Genomic DNA, 17,383 nt, shown 5'->3' with positions numbered 1-17,383 from the left:
TATAACAAAGGGGCGTATGAATTACGCCCCCTCTTTTATTGTATGGTCTTGTACTAATTTTTTATTTTTTAAACATCAAAAAATTAATTCACGCAGAGTACGACAATTGCGAAACCAATACAGTACAAACCAAATAAATGCCAGCGTCCATGTTCTAACCATGAAGACAACCATTTTAATGCTAAAAGGCCAGCACCAAAGCTAAAGCACATCCCTAATAGGCTTGGAACTATCGAATGGAAAACTTGTCCATGAGCTACGGTTTGTAAGCCTTGAGCGTGAACTAAACGATATAATTCTTTTAGAATTACTGCTGGCGTTAATACCACAGCCAATGCAAAACTGAACTCTTCAGCTTTTTGGCGAGATACCCCTAAAAATAATCCTGTAGAAATGGTTGCACCAGAACGTGAAAAGCCACGGAAAGGTAAACATAACGCCTGTACTGCCCCAATAATAGAAGCACTACGCAAACTGATTTCACCTGATTGTCCGCGATCTAAACGCGAAGATAAAATAATCAGGACACCTGCCGAAATCAGTGCAGCCGCCATTAATTTTGAGTTACTAAACAAATGCTCAATTTCGAAACTGCTCGCGCCGCCGAAGAATACATGTTTAATAATAGATTGGAGCGCTAAACCGAGTACACCAGTAATTAGGGTTGCTAAAATAATATAGAAGGCTTGTTTTTTAAAACTTTCCCAAGAAGAAAAATAAGTCTTTTTCCAAGATTTCCAAAAGTAAACGATCACGGCAAACATCGTACCTGTGTGCAACATCACAAGTAAGAAGGTCATGTCAGGTGCAGATGGATCATACCCCATTAACTTTTCAGCTAAAATAACGTGTGCGGAACTAGAAACCGGCAATAATTCAGCAAAGCCCTGAATAATTGCCAGAATGAAAACATGCAACAAATCCATACATTACATACTCAAATATTAAAATATCTGGTTTATAAATGAGGAAAATTAAATTTAAATTAACCGATTACAGTTTCGCCACAAAATATTTAACTAAACCTTAAAAGTTATTTTTTTACAACAGGATCACGTTTTCCAAACAAAGCAGTTCCCACACGAACCATAGTTGAACCTGCAACAATTGCAGCATCCAAATCGCCTGACATCCCCATACTTAACGTGTCCCAGTCTTGCGCGTGGGCATGTTGCTCTTTCACCTCATCAAATAGTTTTTTAGCATCTGCAAAAGCAGCAATATTGTCTGGTGCCGGAATTACCATTAAGCCACGCAGCTTGATTTTCGGCAGTTGACTTATTTGAGCAACCAATTCGGCAACTTCTTCTGGTGCGCAGCCATCTTTAGTGTCTTGCCCATCAATATTGACTTGCAAACAAATATTAAGTGCAGCTTGATCATCACCACGTTGGTTAGACAAGCGCTCTGCAATAATTAAACGATCTACTCCATGTACCCAGTCAAACTCTTCAGCCAAATGCTTGGTTTTGTTACGTTGAACATGTCCAATAAAATGCCATTCAATATCTAAGTCATGCAGAGCTTCTATTTTATCCAAAGCTTCTTGTAAATAATTTTCGCCGAATGCTCTTTGTCCCGCTGCATACATTTCACGCAACCTTTCACTCGGATGTGTTTTAGATACGGCTAAAAGTTGCACAGTTTCAGGCGCACGCTGAGCATGTTCACAAGCAGTTCTGATTTGCTGTAATACGTGCTGCCGCGCATCTTGCAGGTAATTCATTGACAAGGTTCTCATTTTCAAAAAACTTTTTTGCTTTTCACCTAAAGCGAGGTGTTGGTAAGCCTCGGTGAAAGCCGTATATTATTCTACAAAATAATGACATATTTTGATTTACTTGGGGAAATTATGGATATTACAGAGCTACTCGCCTTCTCTGTGAAAAATGGCGCATCCGATTTGCACTTATCAGCTGGTATGCCACCAATGATTCGTGTCGATGGTGAAGTTCGTCGTATTAACTTGCCAGCCTTAGAACATAAAGATGTCCACCGCCTCGTTTATGACATCATGAATGATAAACAGCGCCGTGACTATGAAGAAAAACTCGAAACTGACTTTTCTTTTGAAGTACCGAATGTTGCGCGTTTCCGTGTGAACGCATTTAACCAAAACCGTGGTGCTGGTGCAGTATTTCGTACCATTCCATCTAAAGTCCTCACCATGGAAGATCTAGGTCTAGGGCAAATCTTTAAAGATATTTGCGACTATCCTCGTGGCATTGTACTGGTCACAGGACCAACAGGTTCGGGTAAATCAACTACGCTTGCAGCAATGCTCGATTATATTAACGAAAACCGCTATGACCATATTTTAACGGTGGAAGACCCAATCGAATTTGTACACCAGTCTAAGAAATGTCTGATTAACCAGCGTGAAGTGCATCGTGATACACATGGCTTTAATGAAGCCCTTCGTTCAGCACTACGTGAAGACCCAGATATTATTTTAGTCGGTGAGATGCGTGACCTTGAAACGATTCGATTAGCACTTACTGCTGCCGAAACAGGTCACTTGGTATTTGGTACGCTTCACACCACATCGGCTGCAAAAACCATTGACCGTGTGATTGACGTATTCCCTGCCGAAGAAAAAGACATGGTTCGTGCCATGCTGTCTGAATCTTTACAAGCCGTTATTTCACAAACCCTGCTTAAAAAGAACGGTGGTGGTCGTGTTGCGGCACATGAAATTATGATTGGTATTCCGGCTATTCGTAACTTAATTCGTGAAAACAAAGTCGCACAAATGTATTCAGCTATTCAGACTGGTGCTAACCATGGTATGACAACCCTCGACCAAAGCCTAAAAGGTTTGGTTTCACGTGGTGTAATTAGTCCACAAACAGCCCGTACAGCGGCGAAACAGCCTGAATCATTCCTATAAAAACAATAAAATAGCGAGAATACAATTATGGATTTTAATGACTTGCTCAACCTGATGGTTGAAAAAAAATCATCCGATCTTTTTATTACAGATGGTGTTGCACCATCGATGAAGATTAACGGGCAAATTGTTCCAATTTCAAAAAATAGCCTTTCAGGTGAAGTAATTGGTCAACTCTTACATTCCATCATGAGTGAAAAACAACGTAAAGAATTTGCAGAGACTCGTGAATGTAACTTTGCCATCATGAACCGCGATAAAACGGCGCGTTTTCGTGTCAGTGCTTTTCAGCAACGTGACATGCCGGGTATGGTACTACGTCGAATTGAAACGAAAATTCCTTCAATTGATGACTTACAGTTGCCGACTGTGCTTAAAGATTTATCGATGACCAAACGCGGCATTATTATTTTCGTAGGTGCAACAGGTACAGGTAAATCGACTTCATTGGCTTCAATGATCAGCCATCGTAACCATAACTCTAAAGGCCATATCATTACCATTGAGGACCCGATTGAGTTTATTCACGAACATGCAGGCTGCATCATTACTCAACGTGAAGTCGGTATTGATACAGACTCATTTGAAATTGCTTTAAAAAATACGTTACGACAAGCGCCAGATGTCATCTTAATTGGTGAAATCCGTTCTCGCGAAGTCATGGACTACGCAATTGGCTTTGCTGAAACAGGACACCTTGTATTAGCTACAATGCACGCCAACAACGCCAACCAAGCACTCGACCGTATTATTCACTTCTTTGAAAGTGACCGTCATAGCCAGCTTTACATGGACTTGTCTCTTAACTTAAAAGCCATGATTGCACAGCAGCTTATTCCAACACCAGATGGTAATTCACGCCGTGCTGCGATTGAGATCTTAATTAACTCACCATTAATTTCAGACTATATCCGTAAAGGTGAAATTCATGAAATTAAGGACTTGATGAAACGCTCACGTGAGCTTGGTATGCAGACCTTTGACCAAGCTTTATTTGATTTATACAAAGCCGGCCAAATTACTTATAAAGATGCGCTTAAACATGCCGACTCACCAAACGATTTACGTTTAACGATTAAACTTGCAAATGAAGGTCCTGATCAAATAACAGACGAAAAACAGCATTTAACTTTTGATCGTCAGTAATTTCTTCATAAAAAAAGGAAGGTTAAACGTAACCTTCCTTTTTTTATTTGTTTTCTTTGTGTGAAAACGATTATTTCTTGCGCAATGCATCCTGACATTCAGGTTCATTACAGTAACCATAGAGATTTAATGAGTGACCCGTTAAGGTAAACCCATGTTGTTCTGCTACAGAATGCTGTTCTTTCTCGATAACATCATTAGTAAATTCAATAACTTTGTTGCAGTTTTGGCAAACCAAGTGATCGTGGTGATCTTCTTGCATAATTTCGAAAACAGAATGATTATTTTCAAAATGATGACGTTGAATAATACCCGCAGCTTCAAATTGTGTTAACACACGGTAAACTGTCGCAAGTCCGACATCTTCCCCTTGCTCTAACAAAGTCTTGTAAATATCTTCAGCGCTAAGATGATGTTGTTTTGAATTTTCTAATAATTCCAAAATCTTAATTCGTGGAAGGGTAACTTTAAGTCCAGCTTTGCGCAAATCTTGATTGGAAATAGGCATGAAAAAAGGTCTCTCAACAAATCTCAAGTTGGAATAGGCAATAGAATTTATATGAAGTATGATCTATCCTTTGATCAAATGCATCATAATTTATTGGGATAGTGTAGCAAAATGCAAAAACTCGTGCTGACGTTATTCGTCACTTCACTCCTAGCTGGTTGTTCAATCTTTGGTGTATATAAGGTTGATATTCCTCAAGGGACTCCATTGACTAAAGCTCAAGCCTCTCAAGTACAGGTCGGCATGAATTTCCAGCAAGTGCGCTTTTTGCTTGGTAGCCCAACAGTGACTGATCCCCTCAATCCACAACGTTGGGACTATATCTACAACTATATCCCGGGAACATATGCTAAAAAAGCGAAAATCCCCGCAGCACATGGTCAGCATTTAAAAATTTACTTTGATGGAACTGGAACTGTAACTAAAATTGAAGGTTTAGAGACTATTCCAGAATCGCAACCAGGTTTACCTGCTTCTAAAGAAGCAATTTTAACTGCCCCACCACTATAATCGTTTTTTCTAATAAAAAGAAACCCCTCAAGTGAAAAAACTTGAGGGGTTTTGCTTATTGAGCTGATTGCTTAAAGCGATTGCCTTTAATGTATCTGCCTACAGGGTTCTTCGCGGCACGTTTTCTACGAATGTCTTTTGGATTAATCGTTAAAGGTCTATAAACCTCAACTCGATCACCTGCATGTAGCACGGCATCAGCTTCTACTTTTACTCCAAAAACGCCGAGCTGAAGTGGTTCAGGCAAATCAACTTGACTTGATAAACCACTGACTTGAACTGCCTGTGAAGCAGTCATTCCCTCTTCAAATGGAACAGAGATTAGAAACTGTTGCTCTGGCGCTGCAAACGCAACCCAAACTTGTTGAATGCGTTCCATTAGATACTTTGCCCAATTACAGCAATCATTGCCACAATAATTGAAAGCGGCAACACAATACGTACAGCAATACGCCATAAGTTATAGAAAAGCTCATTGCTGAAATTCATCGATTTACGTAAGTGACTAATTTTCATAATCCAACCTGCAAAAATTGCATAGATCAAACTAATGAGTAAGCCCCAAAGCATAAGAATCAACGTAAATAAGTTATGAAGTTCAGGCACAGCCCAAATTGCAATCGCAACAATAAGAATCACCCATTGTAAAACAGGCATAAGCTGACGCTGAGCAAGTTGTTCTCTTGCTAACTGCACAAATAATGCTGATGTCATCACGCCAGTAAATATCCACGTAAGGACTGGTAATTGAGCTTGAAGCGAGAAGAAACCAAAAGCAATTACAGCAATGAGCTGAGCCAACCAAATTGGAAGAACAGTTTTAGTTGCACCTTCTTGAGTCTGAACAGTGCCAACACTATTTTGCCAGTAAAGTCCTAAACCTAACCCGCTCGCTACAAGTGCAAGTACGGTTGCATTACCCCACTCTTTAAACTCTACATTGGTCCAATGCCAAGGCTGTAACGTGGTACCCTTCATATTTGCCAACACAATAGAAGCGATTACCCCTATGGTCATTAACAAAACAAGAATTTGACGAGGAATAAATGATAAGACCAAGGCAGCAACTGCAAGGCCCGCAAAAATGATTTGACCGGAAACGCCTGGGGCAAACTGCGCAACTAATATATTGCTTGCAGTGCTCAGTACATTACCCGCTAAGAAAGGAATAAAAACAACAGCAAGCCAGCCAACCACGCGCCATTTAGGTGAACTATCTGCTTCACGAGTTAAACTCGATAACGCATTTAAAGCGGTTGTTTTAGATCGTTTTGCTAAAGCAATTTCCAAATAACAAACTGGTAATGCCAATAACAACATTGTGCCAAACCACAATAACCAGAAATCGAGCTGACGATCAATCTGGATGCCCATGGTTGGTGCCAAAGTGGCCATGATGACAAAAGATAAGCAAAACGCCATAAGAGGCGATAACCAACGTGACATAGGTATGTCCTGCATTATGCATTCCTTGAAAAAGTCTTTAGATATTTTGCCCGTCTCATGCATGAAAATCAAAGTCTGCACAATAAAAAAAGCAAACCACCGAAACGATAGTTTGCCGCGCTAACTGTATATTAGAGTTTTTCGAGTTAAATTTATGAGAAAAAACGGGCGAACCAGTTCTTTCCTTTCTTCTTTTCTTTTTCTCTAATAATCCCCATCATATTTTCTTTTACTGCCCCTACATAATCAGCATCATCATGTTGAATATGATTAATTAACCATTTAGCCAAAATTTCTTGTAATTCAGCTTCTATAGTATGCCCCATTTCAAAACGCTCACGATATAACTCTATTTTTTTAATAAACAAATCATGTACGCGTTTATGAGGTACTCTATATTTATAATCAGCTTCTTCTTGCAAACTTTCTTCAAAGGTAAAATGTGACTGTGTATAATCGATAATATTGTCTAAAACATCTTTAATACGACGTCTATCTTCATCATCTTTTACATCATCAATCTCATTAATATAATCGAGTATTCGTTTATGTTGCTCATCAATAACATCAATACCCGTATTATATTCTGAAGCCCATTTCATTTTCATACACCACCCCCAATGATGTTCAATGACTGTTGCATAAAACGCATCTTATCTTTAAAGGGTATAAATAAAAACAAACCTATTTTGTCGGCTTTATATAAATAAAAATAAATAATTAATTAAGTTTTTGATTTATAAAATATTTAATAATATTAACCAACTAAAACAATAAAGTATTTTTTAAACAAAATACTTTATTGTTAATTAAGTGAAATATATATTAGTCAAGCAATTACATTTATTTTTACTGAAGATTTAATACTGATCTGCACGAGTAATACGTTTAAGTTCAGGATTTTTTTCTTCACGTATTAATCTTTCAACATGTGTTATTGCTTTTTTTATAGGCTGGCCATATTGAAATAAAATCATTTCACCAGGTTGATATGCTGTCCAAGTTTCATTATGTGTTAAAGGCTCAGTGGTTATTACTGCAACCCGATCTTCAGGAGTCGTTACTTGACTAAAATCGACTTCGACATCTAAATCGATTAAATGCGCATTATTAAATGGATATTCACGAACGAGCCAATGCAATTTAGTAATTGCATAACTAAATAAAGCTTTGCCATTAGATAAACAGAAATTAAATGTGCCATATTCTGCAATTTGTGGAGAAATTTTCTCTAGCACTTCAAATATCTGTTCAAGACTTGGTTCTTCATAGCCAAATACTTCTACAAGCTGGTCTAATAAATAACAAAATGCTCTTTCACTATCAGTATTTCCTACTGGTGTAAAACGCCCACTCAAGGGTGGATTAAAATCATGTAAATCGCCATTATGAGCAAAAATCCAGTGACGTCCCCATAGCTCACGAATAAAAGGATGTGAGTTCTCAAGTGTAATTTTGCCTTGGGTTGCCTTACGGATATGCGCGATTACGTTACGTGATTTGATAGGATAATTACGTATAAGATCAGCAATTGGTGATTCAACTGCAGACTGGTTGTCTACAAATAATCGGCATGCCTTATCTTCAAAAAAGGCTATACCAAAACCATCACTATGGTCAGAGGTAATTCCTGCGCGCTGTGAAAAACCACGGAAAGAAAAAGTGATATCCGTTGGTGTTGCACAATTCATTCCTAATAGCTGGCACATATTGTTTTAAACTTTTCGCTTCATTACCTCATACATACTATTGTGCATGAGAGTAAAATAGCTTGTAAATCCCAATATGCGCTCGCTATTACAAAATATAAGATATCTTTATCGCTGAGCCATTTTGTTCATTACAAAAGAAGTTGCGATTTTATTCACTTCCAAAAATACAAAATAGTCGAGACAGTTAAATTCAGCATCAAAAAAGGCATCTTTAGATAGTTTAGACTGCATACTCAAATACATTTGAAACAGTTTCGGCATGCGCTCATCTTGAGGAAAGCTAAACTCAGGATATTCAGGTTCATAAATTTTTTTAGAACGAATATCGATGGTTTTACTGTCTGGTAATTGCTGAATCTGACGGTGCGTATAGTACGCTCTGGCCAAGTTATCTTGCAGATGAATACTGACACAGCCCATTAAATATTTAGCGCGCATTGACCACAAAACTTTAGGTGCAAGATTCAACCATAACGTTGAAAGGGCCTTTCCATTACGGAAACGTGGATGTACACAGGTACGCCCTATTTCTAATACATTTGGCAAATGTGATAAGTGGGGAACAATATCAAATTCATGAGCACTATAGCTTTGTGCAATTTCATGGCCCTGAAAGAGTTTGAGGCGTGTATAAGCTACAATCTCTCCCGTCCATTTCTCACGTAATACTGCATGCTCACAGCTAAAGTCGTAAATATCTTGATCTAAGTTATCTTCAAAATGAATACCGAACTGTTTACTAAATTGTTGTGCACGAAACCGTTGTACATCTTGTAATTCTTTTAAATTATCAACCCATTCAAAGCGAAATTGTGTTTGATTCGTAGCCTTATGGCGATTTAGAGGTAAAGTCCACGTTTGGCGATATTGATTAAATTTTTCCAGCATAATGAACGCTCCTAGTGACACCCCCTACACTAGTCAAAGCTCATGACAAAAAAATGACCAAAATTAAATGGCATAAAAAAAGACCACTTAGCGTGATCTTTTAATGAAAATAATAATTTTAGTGGGCTGAATGAGTACGGTTAGAAATAAGCGTACCTACACCATGATCTGTAAAGATTTCAAGTAATGTCGCGTGCGGTACACGGCCATCAACAATATGAGCACTCACAACACCGCCTTTTACAGCATCTAATGCACAACCTACTTTAGGAATCATTCCGCCGTAAATCACACCTGTCTCAATTAAACGGTCAACTTCTTGTGTGGTTAATCCGGTTAAGAGATTTTTGTTTTCATCTAATACGCCGGTAATATTCGTAAGCAGAATTAATTTTTCTGCGCCCAGTGCTTCAGCAACCTTGCCAGCTACTAAGTCAGCATTAATGTTGTAAGTATTACCTTTTTCATCAACGCCTAAAGGAGCAATAACAGGAATAAAGTCACTTTGAGTAAACATCTCCAATACGTCTGTTTTTACCCCAGTCACTTCACCCACCATACCTAAGTCGATATGTTTGATAGAACCGTCTTCTTCGTGCTTTTCCATTAATAATTTACGGGCACGTAAAAGATTGCCGTCTTGACCCGTGAGGCCAATCGCACGTCCACCATGTTTATTAATTAAATTAACAATGGATTTGTTTACACTACCACCTAATACCATTTCAACCACTTCCATAGTGGCTTCATCGGTCACACGCATACCGTCAATACGGTCAGACTCACGGCCTAATTGCTTCAAGAAAGAGTCAACTTGTGGGCCGCCACCATGTACAACAACCGGGTTTAAGCCCACAGTTTTAAGTAAAACGATATCGCGAGCAAATGAACTTTCCAATTCCGGATCAGTCATCGCATTACCACCGTATTTCACCACCAGCGTCTTACCAGAAAAACGTTGAATATATGGCAAAGCTTCAATCAAGATTTTTGCTTTGTCGACGCCGAGATGCTGATCTTGTGGCATTGCGCCTCTCCTTATTAGGCCTCAGAAAGTTCTTGTGCAATTTGCGGGTAACGCTCTTGCAACATATCAATAAATTTTTGCTGGATTTCCTTTAAACGCAAAGGACTATCAGCGTCAAATCTTACGGTAAAATACTCACCCGTATTTGATGCTCGAATAATGCCAAAACCATCATCAAAATCAAGACGTACGCCATCAATTTTACTAATATGAGCGCCTAAACGATGGCTCAAAATTTCAATGTCTTGCAGTACATGCTTAGGATCTGATTGGTGAGTACTAATATAGGTATCTTCGGTACAGCATCTTTCAGGATAAATAGAAAATAAATCCGAAACTGTTGCGGCACTAGACTCGGTGAAATATTCCATTACACGCAGTGCAGCATATATACCATCGTCATACCCAAAACCACGTCCGTCATTAAACACATAGTGGCCAGCATATTCGCCACCAAAAATGGCTAGGCCTTTGGACTTAGACAAGTATGAACGGAGGAAACTGCTACCCGTACGAATCATTTTCGGTTTACCACCGAGTCGCTCTACGGTTCTTTGAACCATAAGCGAACATTTCACATCAAATACAATTTCTTTATCGGGCTGCTGTTCCAGACACATTTGTGCAAATAGCGACAGTAACCGATCAGCTGTAAGTATGTTGGCTTTTTCATCGAGTAATACGACGCGGTCACCATCACCATCAAGTGCAATACCAATATCTGCTCTTTGTTCGACAATTGTTTTACGCAACTCTTTCAAATGTGCAGCATGTGAAGGGTCTGGCGCATGATCCGGGAATTCACCATTTGGCGTCGTACGTAAGGCAATAACCTCACAGCCCATCTTTTCGAGTACCAGTTTCGCACAGTGCCCTGCCGAACCTTGTAAACCATCCAGCACTACTTTTAATGGACGTTTCAGTTGGATGTCGTCAAAGATGGCTTGCTGATATTTTTTGCAAAATTCTGATTTAAATTGAGGGGTTGATAATTCTAATAATGAAATCGGATGAGTAGGAACATAAGTTTGCGCGAACTCACCTACTTGCTGAATCATTTCTGGAGATGGAGGTTCGCTTCTTAAAATCCACTTAATACCATTATCTGATTTTGGATTATGGCTAGCTGTCACCATAATTCCATTACCACCAAACTCACGTGCAATGTAATACATCATCGGAGTTGAGCAACAACCAATGTTTGTAACTGTGAGGCCCTGCTCTACTAATATCTCTTCAATTAAATGCGCATAAGCTGGGCTTGTGAGACGGGCATCATAACCAATGACCAGTTGAGTTTGTTCTGCTTGTTTATATTGTTGTGCCAATCCATAGGCAATTGAACGGACGACATCCGTAGTTAAATAAGAAAGTTTGCCTCTAATATCGTAAGCACGGAAAATATTTTTTGGGAATGAGTGTCTTACATTCATAGCGTATCTTCTATTTAAAGATCAATCTGATCTATCGCAAAAATATAGAGTATTCAAAAAGGTATTTGCTAAAAAAGTTAAAAGAGTATGAGTAAAGCGTGTTGTAATATAATTCATTGTAACATTCAAGGTATAAAAAGAAACACCTGTAAAACAGGCGTTTCTTTTCATTATTTTTTATAAGTTAATTATTGTTTACCAGTGTGACCAAAGCCACCAGCACCGCGTAAAGTTTCTTCAAATTCCTCTACTTGTTCAAACTCAGCCTGCACAACTGGAACTAAAACATATTGTGCTAAACGTTCACCTGGTTCTAAACGGAATGTGGTTTGACCACGGTTCCAAACTGAAACCATCAATTCACCTTGATAGTCTGAGTCAATTAATCCGACCAAGTTACCAAGAACAATGCCGTGTTTATGACCTAAACCTGAACGTGGCAAAATTAAACCAGCAAAATTCACATCATGAATATAAATTGCCATACCTGTTTTAACTAATACAGTTTGGCCTGGTTCAATATCAATTGCTTCATCTAAACAGGCACGTAAATCTAAACCTGCTGATCCTGCTGTTGCATACGAAGGTAAAGGCCATTCTTTACCTAAACGTGGATCGAGCAATTTAACTTGAACTTTCATGGGATTTCCTAAAAATTAAAAAAATTAACGCTTTAATAAAGCTTTTAAATTTGCCAAATATTGTTGAGCCTGTTCTTTAGGGTCAACATTTGCTGCAATTTTCTTTTTACGCCCTAACCATTCGAGCTCGTCTTGTGGAAGCTCATCAAGGAAACGGCTTGGGGTCATTTGTTTCATTTGACCACCATTTTTACGCTGTTCTGCCAAAGTTAAAGTTAAGCCTTGACGTGCACGAGTGATTCCCACGTACATAAGACGGCGTTCTTCTTCAATGGTTTCAGCTGCAATCGAGTTCTTATGCGGTAAAAGCTCTTCTTCAAGTCCCATAATATACACAAATGGGAACTCCAAACCTTTTGCTGCATGCAAAGTAAGTAGGTTTACTTTGTCAGTGTCCTCTTCTTCTTGCTGTTGTTCTAACAAATCGAGCAAGACCAGTTTTCGAATAACGCTTTCAATGTTCTTTTCATCAACATCTTCTGCACGATTAATCAGATTTTGAATACTGGTAAATAAATTCTCGATGTTATCGAGCTTACTTTTCTCTTGAGCAGGTGTTGCAGACTGCTCACGAATATAGTCGATATAACCTGCCTCATTCATCATTTGACGAACTTTAGGCACAGGCTCATCATCTTCTAGCAACTCACGAGTAAACGTTGCGATAAAGTCAGCAAACTCATGTAATTGAGTTTCTGCTTTTTTAGGAAGGACCATGCTTAAACGCTGGTCAGAAGAAGCACCAAGTAAAGACAAATTATTTTCTTGCGCAAATAATCCTAGCTTCTCAAGAGTAACTGGGCCAATCGCACGTTTAGGCGTATTAATGATACGTAAGAAAGCACTGTCATCTTCAGGGTTAATAATAAGACGCAAGTAGCTCATTACGTCTTTAATTTCTGCACGAGCGAAGAATGATGTACCACCAGAGAGCTTATACGGAATCTGCATTTGGCGAAGCTGGGTTTCTAATACACGCGCCTGAAAGTTTCCACGGTATAACACAGCGTAATCTTTCCAGTTCTTACCATTCATCAGTTTATGAGTCAGCAAGTCTTTAACTACGCGTTCAGCTTCATCGTCATCATTACGACAAGTAATAATTCTAATGACCTCGCCATGGCCTTTATCACTCCACAATTTCTTATCAAAAATATGCGGGTTATTTTGAATCACACAGTTTGCAGCTTTCAAAATACGGCTGGTCGAACGGTAATTTTGCTCAAGCTTAATAATATGTAAATTTGGAAAATCCTGTTTAAGCAAAGCCATGTTTTCAGGCTTCGCCCCTCGCCATGCATAAATCGACTGGTCATCATCACCAACGGCGGTAAACTGCCCCATTACACCAACCAATAGTTTCACTAAAATATATTGTGCAGTGTTGGTATCTTGATATTCATCGACCAATAAATAACGAACACGGTTTTGCCATTTATCACGTACCTCTGCATTTTCTTGCAGTAATCGTGTTGGCATAACAATTAGATCATCAAAGTCGACTGCATTGTAGGCACGTAAATTACGCTCATAAAGTTGGTAAAGATGGGCAAATTGAACATCTTCGGGTGTTTCACACGTCGAATGTGCTTGTTCTGGCAAAATCAGATCATTTTTCCAATCTGAGATTTTCTTCATTGCCTTGGCAATTAACTCTTTACTCTCTGCACCTGATAAATTATCGCGATGCATCAGATCCATCAAAATACGTTTACAGTCATCTGCATCCAAAATCGAAAAATTGGCTTTTAAAGGTAAATTTTTAAGTTCTAAACGTAAAAGATTTAAACCAAAAGTATGGAAAGTCGAGACTGATAAACCTTTTGCTTCTTCGCGTGATAAAAGCTTGGTTACACGCTCTTTCATTTCACGTGCAGCTTTATTGGTAAAGGTCATCGCTGTAATACGATGCGCTGGAATACGACAATGTTGCACCAAATAGGCAATTTTACGAGTAATTACCGATGTTTTACCTGAACCAGCACCAGCAAGCACCAATAAAGGGCCTTGAGTATATTTCATGGCTTCTTCTTGCTTGTCGTTCAATTGACTGGCAGATGACATCGTGTATTACCTCTTAATTTTTCGAGCATGATTATAGTCATCTCTTTTTTAGAATCCCAATAGTAAATCTACGGATATGTATAAATGATGTCTAATAATGCAATTTATGCGCCGCAGAATGTCGTGATTATTTCTTGTACTGCACCCATAAAAAAACCACCCGAAGGTGGTTTTTGAAACAATAAATTAAATCTTATTGTTTAGCATAAATGCTGATTTCTACACGACGGTTTTGTTCACGACCAGAAGCAGTTGAGTTGTCTGCGATTGGGTTAGAAGAACCATAACCTTGTGCATCGATACGGCTTGAAGAAACGCCTTTACCAGCTAAATAGATTTTAACTGATTGAGCACGTGCTTGAGATAATGGAATGTTGATAGAGTCATTACCAGTGTTATCTGTGTAACCAGTAACTAAAATCGCACTCTTGTTATCTTCAGCCAATGTTTGCGCTACTTTGTCCAAAGTTGCATAGAAGTTTGGCTTGATGTTTGATTTGTTGGTATCAAAAGTGATGCTACCAGGCATGATCAATTGAACAGAACCATCTGGGTTACGGCCTACTTCTACACCAGTACCCGCCATTTGTTCACGTAATTTTTTCTCTTTTTGGTCAAGATATAAACCACCAGCTGCACCAAGAACTGCACCGATTGCCGCAGCACGGTTGTTTTGACGGCTAGAGTTTGCACTTGATTTAGAAATACCATAACCTGCTGATGCGCCGATTAATGTACCTAATGCGGCTTTATCGTATTCAATTCCACCAAGGTTGTTACCTGTTGTCTGACAACCAGAAAGTACTACTGCTGCCCCTACGACTGTTGAAATAACTAATGCACGCATTGCATGCCTCCTCACTTTGTGTGTTTTGTTGTCTGGATGAATAATGAAACAAAAAGGAAGTATAAAACATTGATATTTTGTTAATAATAAACAGTTTAGTTAGTTTTTTGTAATATTTTGATGCACTTTAAGACGTGCACTCATCACAATTTCTTCATTGTTGTCTAAGATACCGTTGTATTTCATTTCATGATAGTTATAGTTGAACAACTTTCTATGGATTTTGGATATTCGGGGCCATTTATATGTCAACTGCACCCAATAAGCAATCTGCGCTAAAAAAAATTACACGTGGACTCACTGTCGGTACAGTCATTACAGGTAGCACCTTTTTTCATGGACCACCTGTATTGGCTTTGGGTTTAACCAAGTTATTTAAAAAATCATCCAAAGTAGATGAAACCAACATTCAAATTACAAATAGCTGGCTCAGTGTCAACAATTGGCTCATTGACCATGTTCTACCTAATTTAAAATGGGACATTACGATCGACGAAGGTCTTGATTTAAGTATGCAAGGCCGTTACTTAATGACTTGTAACCATCAAAGTTGGGTTGATACGACTGTAAACCAGTATTTCGGCTTAACCCGTATGCCACTTACCCGTTTTTTTACCAAGTGGGAACTCATCTTTATTCCATTCGTTGGTCAAGCATTTAAAATTTTAGGCTTCCCAATGATGAAACGTCATACCAAAGAGCAAATCGCGAAAAACCCTGAATTAAAAGACCGCGATATGATGGAAGCACGTAAAGCATGCGAACAGCTCTTAAGCCAACCTTTTACATTATTAAACTATTTGGAAGGTACACGCTTTACTCAGGAAAAACATGATCAACAAAATTCGCCATATAAACACTTACTAAAACCTAAAGCAGGTGGTTTGGCACTGGCTTTAAATATTTTAGGCGACAAAATTGATGCTTTAGTTGATATGACGATTGTTTACCCTGACGGTGTACCAGGTTATGGCGATTTCTGGTTAGGTAATGTTTCACAAATTGCGGTAAATCTTCGTAAAATTGAAATACCAGCTTGGGTACTCGGCGGTAACTACGAAGATGACCCAGTTTACCGTGAGCGTTTTCAACAATGGGTACATGAACTCTGGACTGAAAAAGATCAACTCATCGAACAAATGAAAGCTCGATATACTACTTCAACTCATTAAAAGCATTTATAGCTATGCAAAACAGTTCCAGAAAACAAGCACAATATTACCATATGGACCCAAACAGCATTTCATTTAAGCTGTTTTTGGTTTATGACATCTTTATGGTGTTTATTATTATTTTCAATCTGTTCTGTCTTGCAGCAAATTTCTTTTTAATGAGCAGTATTGGGGCATGGTTTTTCGAACATATTCACTTGCCCCAAGTACTCAGCTTTTATAAAACCTATTTACACCCATGGGTAATTACGACAGAAGCTTGGTTTATTGGCTTTTTAATTACTGAATTTTTTGTCCGTTGGGGCATTTCTATTGTTTATAAACACCATAAACGTTGGTTCTTCTTTCCATTTATTCACTGGTATGAAATTTTAGCCATCATTCCGCAATTGCGTTTTTTACGTTTGTTTCGTGCCGGTATTATTGCCTATCGCTTATATGAATTAGGCTATCCGGTTATTCCTGAAAGCTGGAGAAAAAACGGTTTATTTTATTATCGTGTCGTTATGGAAGAGCTATCTGATCGCGTGGTTATTACGGTTATTGATGGCATTCGTAATGAGCTTCAAACAAGCTCAACACATAAGCAAATTATTCATGAGCTGGTTAACCATCATCGTGAACAATTTACGGTTACCCTGACCTCCATATTACAAGAATCCTTAGCTACAGCATTAAAAGAACAAAAGCCTGCAATTACAAAAGGTGTTGGACAAATTGTTGATCAAGCCATAGAAGATACGCCAGAATTAACCCAATTATTACGCTTAATTCCTTTAGTCGGAGGCCGTATTGAACAGCAAATACAAAGTATTGGTCAAAGACTTGGGGAAAATATCAGTGCAGGTTTAATAGAACCTTTAATTGAAGGATCAAAAGAACAGCCCAATGCAACTTATCAATTAATTTCAGAAAAAATAAGTAACGTGAATATTAATAACCGTGAGCTTGAGCAACTTGTAGAGTCTGTAGTGTTTGAAAGTCTCGAAGCAATTCGCAAACAAGTTAAAGTCAAACAGTGGCAACAAACCCTTGCGGAGCATGATCGAATCAAAGAATAAGCATTTACTTAATTTTTTATGAAACACGCTAGAGAATT

The 17,383-nt window shown here is 38.5% G+C and carries 18 protein-coding genes; 5 read left to right on the top strand and 13 right to left on the bottom strand.

Going from position 1 to position 17,383, the window contains the following annotated elements; all coding sequences use genetic code 11:
- Positions 1-83: 83 nt before the first annotated feature.
- Positions 84-926, bottom strand: a complete 843-nt coding sequence (locus HMPREF0014_RS07545) for an undecaprenyl-diphosphate phosphatase (protein WP_006581385.1) — start codon at positions 924-926, stop codon at positions 84-86.
- Between the two features lie 107 nt (positions 927-1,033).
- Positions 1,034-1,726: a YggS family pyridoxal phosphate-dependent enzyme gene (locus HMPREF0014_RS07540; RefSeq protein ID WP_020992193.1), complete on the bottom strand. Its 693-nt coding sequence runs from the start codon at positions 1,724-1,726 to the stop codon at positions 1,034-1,036.
- 126 nt (positions 1,727-1,852) lie between these two features.
- Here HMPREF0014_RS07540 and HMPREF0014_RS07535 point away from each other — a divergent pair, with 126 nt between their 5' ends.
- The gene (locus HMPREF0014_RS07535; protein WP_006581387.1) at positions 1,853-2,890 is read left to right on the top strand and encodes a type IV pilus twitching motility protein PilT; all 1,038 of its coding nucleotides are present in this window, start codon (positions 1,853-1,855) and stop codon (positions 2,888-2,890) included.
- A gap of 27 nt (positions 2,891-2,917) precedes the next feature.
- On the top strand, positions 2,918-4,036 hold the full coding sequence (locus HMPREF0014_RS07530; RefSeq protein ID WP_002052019.1) for a PilT/PilU family type 4a pilus ATPase: 1,119 nt from the start codon (positions 2,918-2,920) through the stop codon (positions 4,034-4,036).
- Positions 4,037-4,106: 70 nt separating this feature from the next.
- Here the strand turns inward: HMPREF0014_RS07530 and fur are convergent, their stop codons facing one another.
- Positions 4,107-4,544 (bottom strand): ferric iron uptake transcriptional regulator, encoded by a 438-nt coding sequence (fur, locus tag HMPREF0014_RS07525; protein WP_002052029.1) that lies wholly within the window; start codon positions 4,542-4,544, stop codon positions 4,107-4,109.
- A gap of 111 nt (positions 4,545-4,655) precedes the next feature.
- Between fur and bamE the strand changes: the two genes are divergently transcribed.
- Complete coding sequence (gene bamE, locus HMPREF0014_RS07520; protein ID WP_001170994.1) at positions 4,656-5,054, top strand: outer membrane protein assembly factor BamE; 399 nt, start codon at positions 4,656-4,658, stop codon at positions 5,052-5,054.
- A 55-nt stretch (positions 5,055-5,109) separates the two neighbouring features.
- Here the strand turns inward: bamE and HMPREF0014_RS07515 are convergent, their stop codons facing one another.
- The 10 genes from HMPREF0014_RS07515 to HMPREF0014_RS07470 form a co-directional block, all read right to left on the bottom strand.
- The gene (locus HMPREF0014_RS07515; protein WP_002052062.1) at positions 5,110-5,433 is read right to left on the bottom strand and encodes an RnfH family protein; all 324 of its coding nucleotides are present in this window, start codon (positions 5,431-5,433) and stop codon (positions 5,110-5,112) included.
- Complete coding sequence (locus HMPREF0014_RS07510; protein ID WP_020992192.1) at positions 5,433-6,500, bottom strand: hypothetical protein; 1,068 nt, start codon at positions 6,498-6,500, stop codon at positions 5,433-5,435. The genes HMPREF0014_RS07515 and HMPREF0014_RS07510 overlap by 1 nt, the downstream gene beginning before the upstream one ends.
- 152 nt (positions 6,501-6,652) lie before the next feature.
- On the bottom strand, positions 6,653-7,108 hold the full coding sequence (locus HMPREF0014_RS07505; protein ID WP_000782976.1) for a bacteriohemerythrin: 456 nt from the start codon (positions 7,106-7,108) through the stop codon (positions 6,653-6,655).
- A 252-nt stretch (positions 7,109-7,360) separates the two neighbouring features.
- Positions 7,361-8,209, bottom strand: coding sequence for a class II glutamine amidotransferase (locus tag HMPREF0014_RS07500; protein WP_006581389.1), 849 nt, complete (start codon positions 8,207-8,209; stop codon positions 7,361-7,363).
- Positions 8,210-8,317: 108 nt separating this feature from the next.
- A complete protein-coding gene (locus tag HMPREF0014_RS07495) occupies positions 8,318-9,100 on the bottom strand; it encodes a GNAT family N-acetyltransferase (RefSeq protein WP_004710230.1) in 783 nt (260 codons plus the stop codon).
- Between the two features lie 118 nt (positions 9,101-9,218).
- Entirely contained in the window at positions 9,219-10,127 is a 909-nt protein-coding gene (argB, locus tag HMPREF0014_RS07490) for an acetylglutamate kinase (RefSeq protein WP_002052003.1), read from the bottom strand.
- A gap of 14 nt (positions 10,128-10,141) precedes the next feature.
- Positions 10,142-11,560 carry a phosphomannomutase/phosphoglucomutase gene (locus HMPREF0014_RS07485; RefSeq protein ID WP_006581391.1) on the bottom strand — a complete coding sequence of 473 codons (1,419 nt, stop codon included), beginning with the start codon at positions 11,558-11,560 and terminating at the stop codon, positions 10,142-10,144.
- 188 nt (positions 11,561-11,748) lie between these two features.
- Entirely contained in the window at positions 11,749-12,201 is a 453-nt protein-coding gene (gene dut / locus HMPREF0014_RS07480) for a dUTP diphosphatase (RefSeq protein WP_002121799.1), read from the bottom strand.
- A 24-nt stretch (positions 12,202-12,225) separates the two neighbouring features.
- Positions 12,226-14,265: a UvrD-helicase domain-containing protein gene (locus HMPREF0014_RS07475; RefSeq protein ID WP_002052000.1), complete on the bottom strand. Its 2,040-nt coding sequence runs from the start codon at positions 14,263-14,265 to the stop codon at positions 12,226-12,228.
- Between the two features lie 193 nt (positions 14,266-14,458).
- Positions 14,459-15,112: an OmpA family protein gene (locus HMPREF0014_RS07470; protein WP_006581392.1), complete on the bottom strand. Its 654-nt coding sequence runs from the start codon at positions 15,110-15,112 to the stop codon at positions 14,459-14,461.
- A gap of 245 nt (positions 15,113-15,357) precedes the next feature.
- Between HMPREF0014_RS07470 and HMPREF0014_RS07465 the strand changes: the two genes are divergently transcribed.
- Both HMPREF0014_RS07465 and HMPREF0014_RS07460 read left to right on the top strand, forming a co-directional pair.
- The gene (locus tag HMPREF0014_RS07465; RefSeq protein ID WP_006581393.1) at positions 15,358-16,284 is read left to right on the top strand and encodes an acyltransferase; all 927 of its coding nucleotides are present in this window, start codon (positions 15,358-15,360) and stop codon (positions 16,282-16,284) included.
- 14 nt (positions 16,285-16,298) lie between these two features.
- On the top strand, positions 16,299-17,345 hold the full coding sequence (locus HMPREF0014_RS07460; protein ID WP_004710238.1) for a hypothetical protein: 1,047 nt from the start codon (positions 16,299-16,301) through the stop codon (positions 17,343-17,345).
- Positions 17,346-17,383 lie beyond the last annotated feature (38 nt).

It is taken from the genome of Acinetobacter sp. RUH 2624, assembly GCF_000162375.2.
Lineage (GTDB): Bacteria > Pseudomonadota > Gammaproteobacteria > Pseudomonadales > Moraxellaceae > Acinetobacter > Acinetobacter nosocomialis.
The sequence above is the reverse complement of the archived record's forward strand: the minus strand, read 5'-3'. Positions and strand labels throughout refer to the sequence as shown.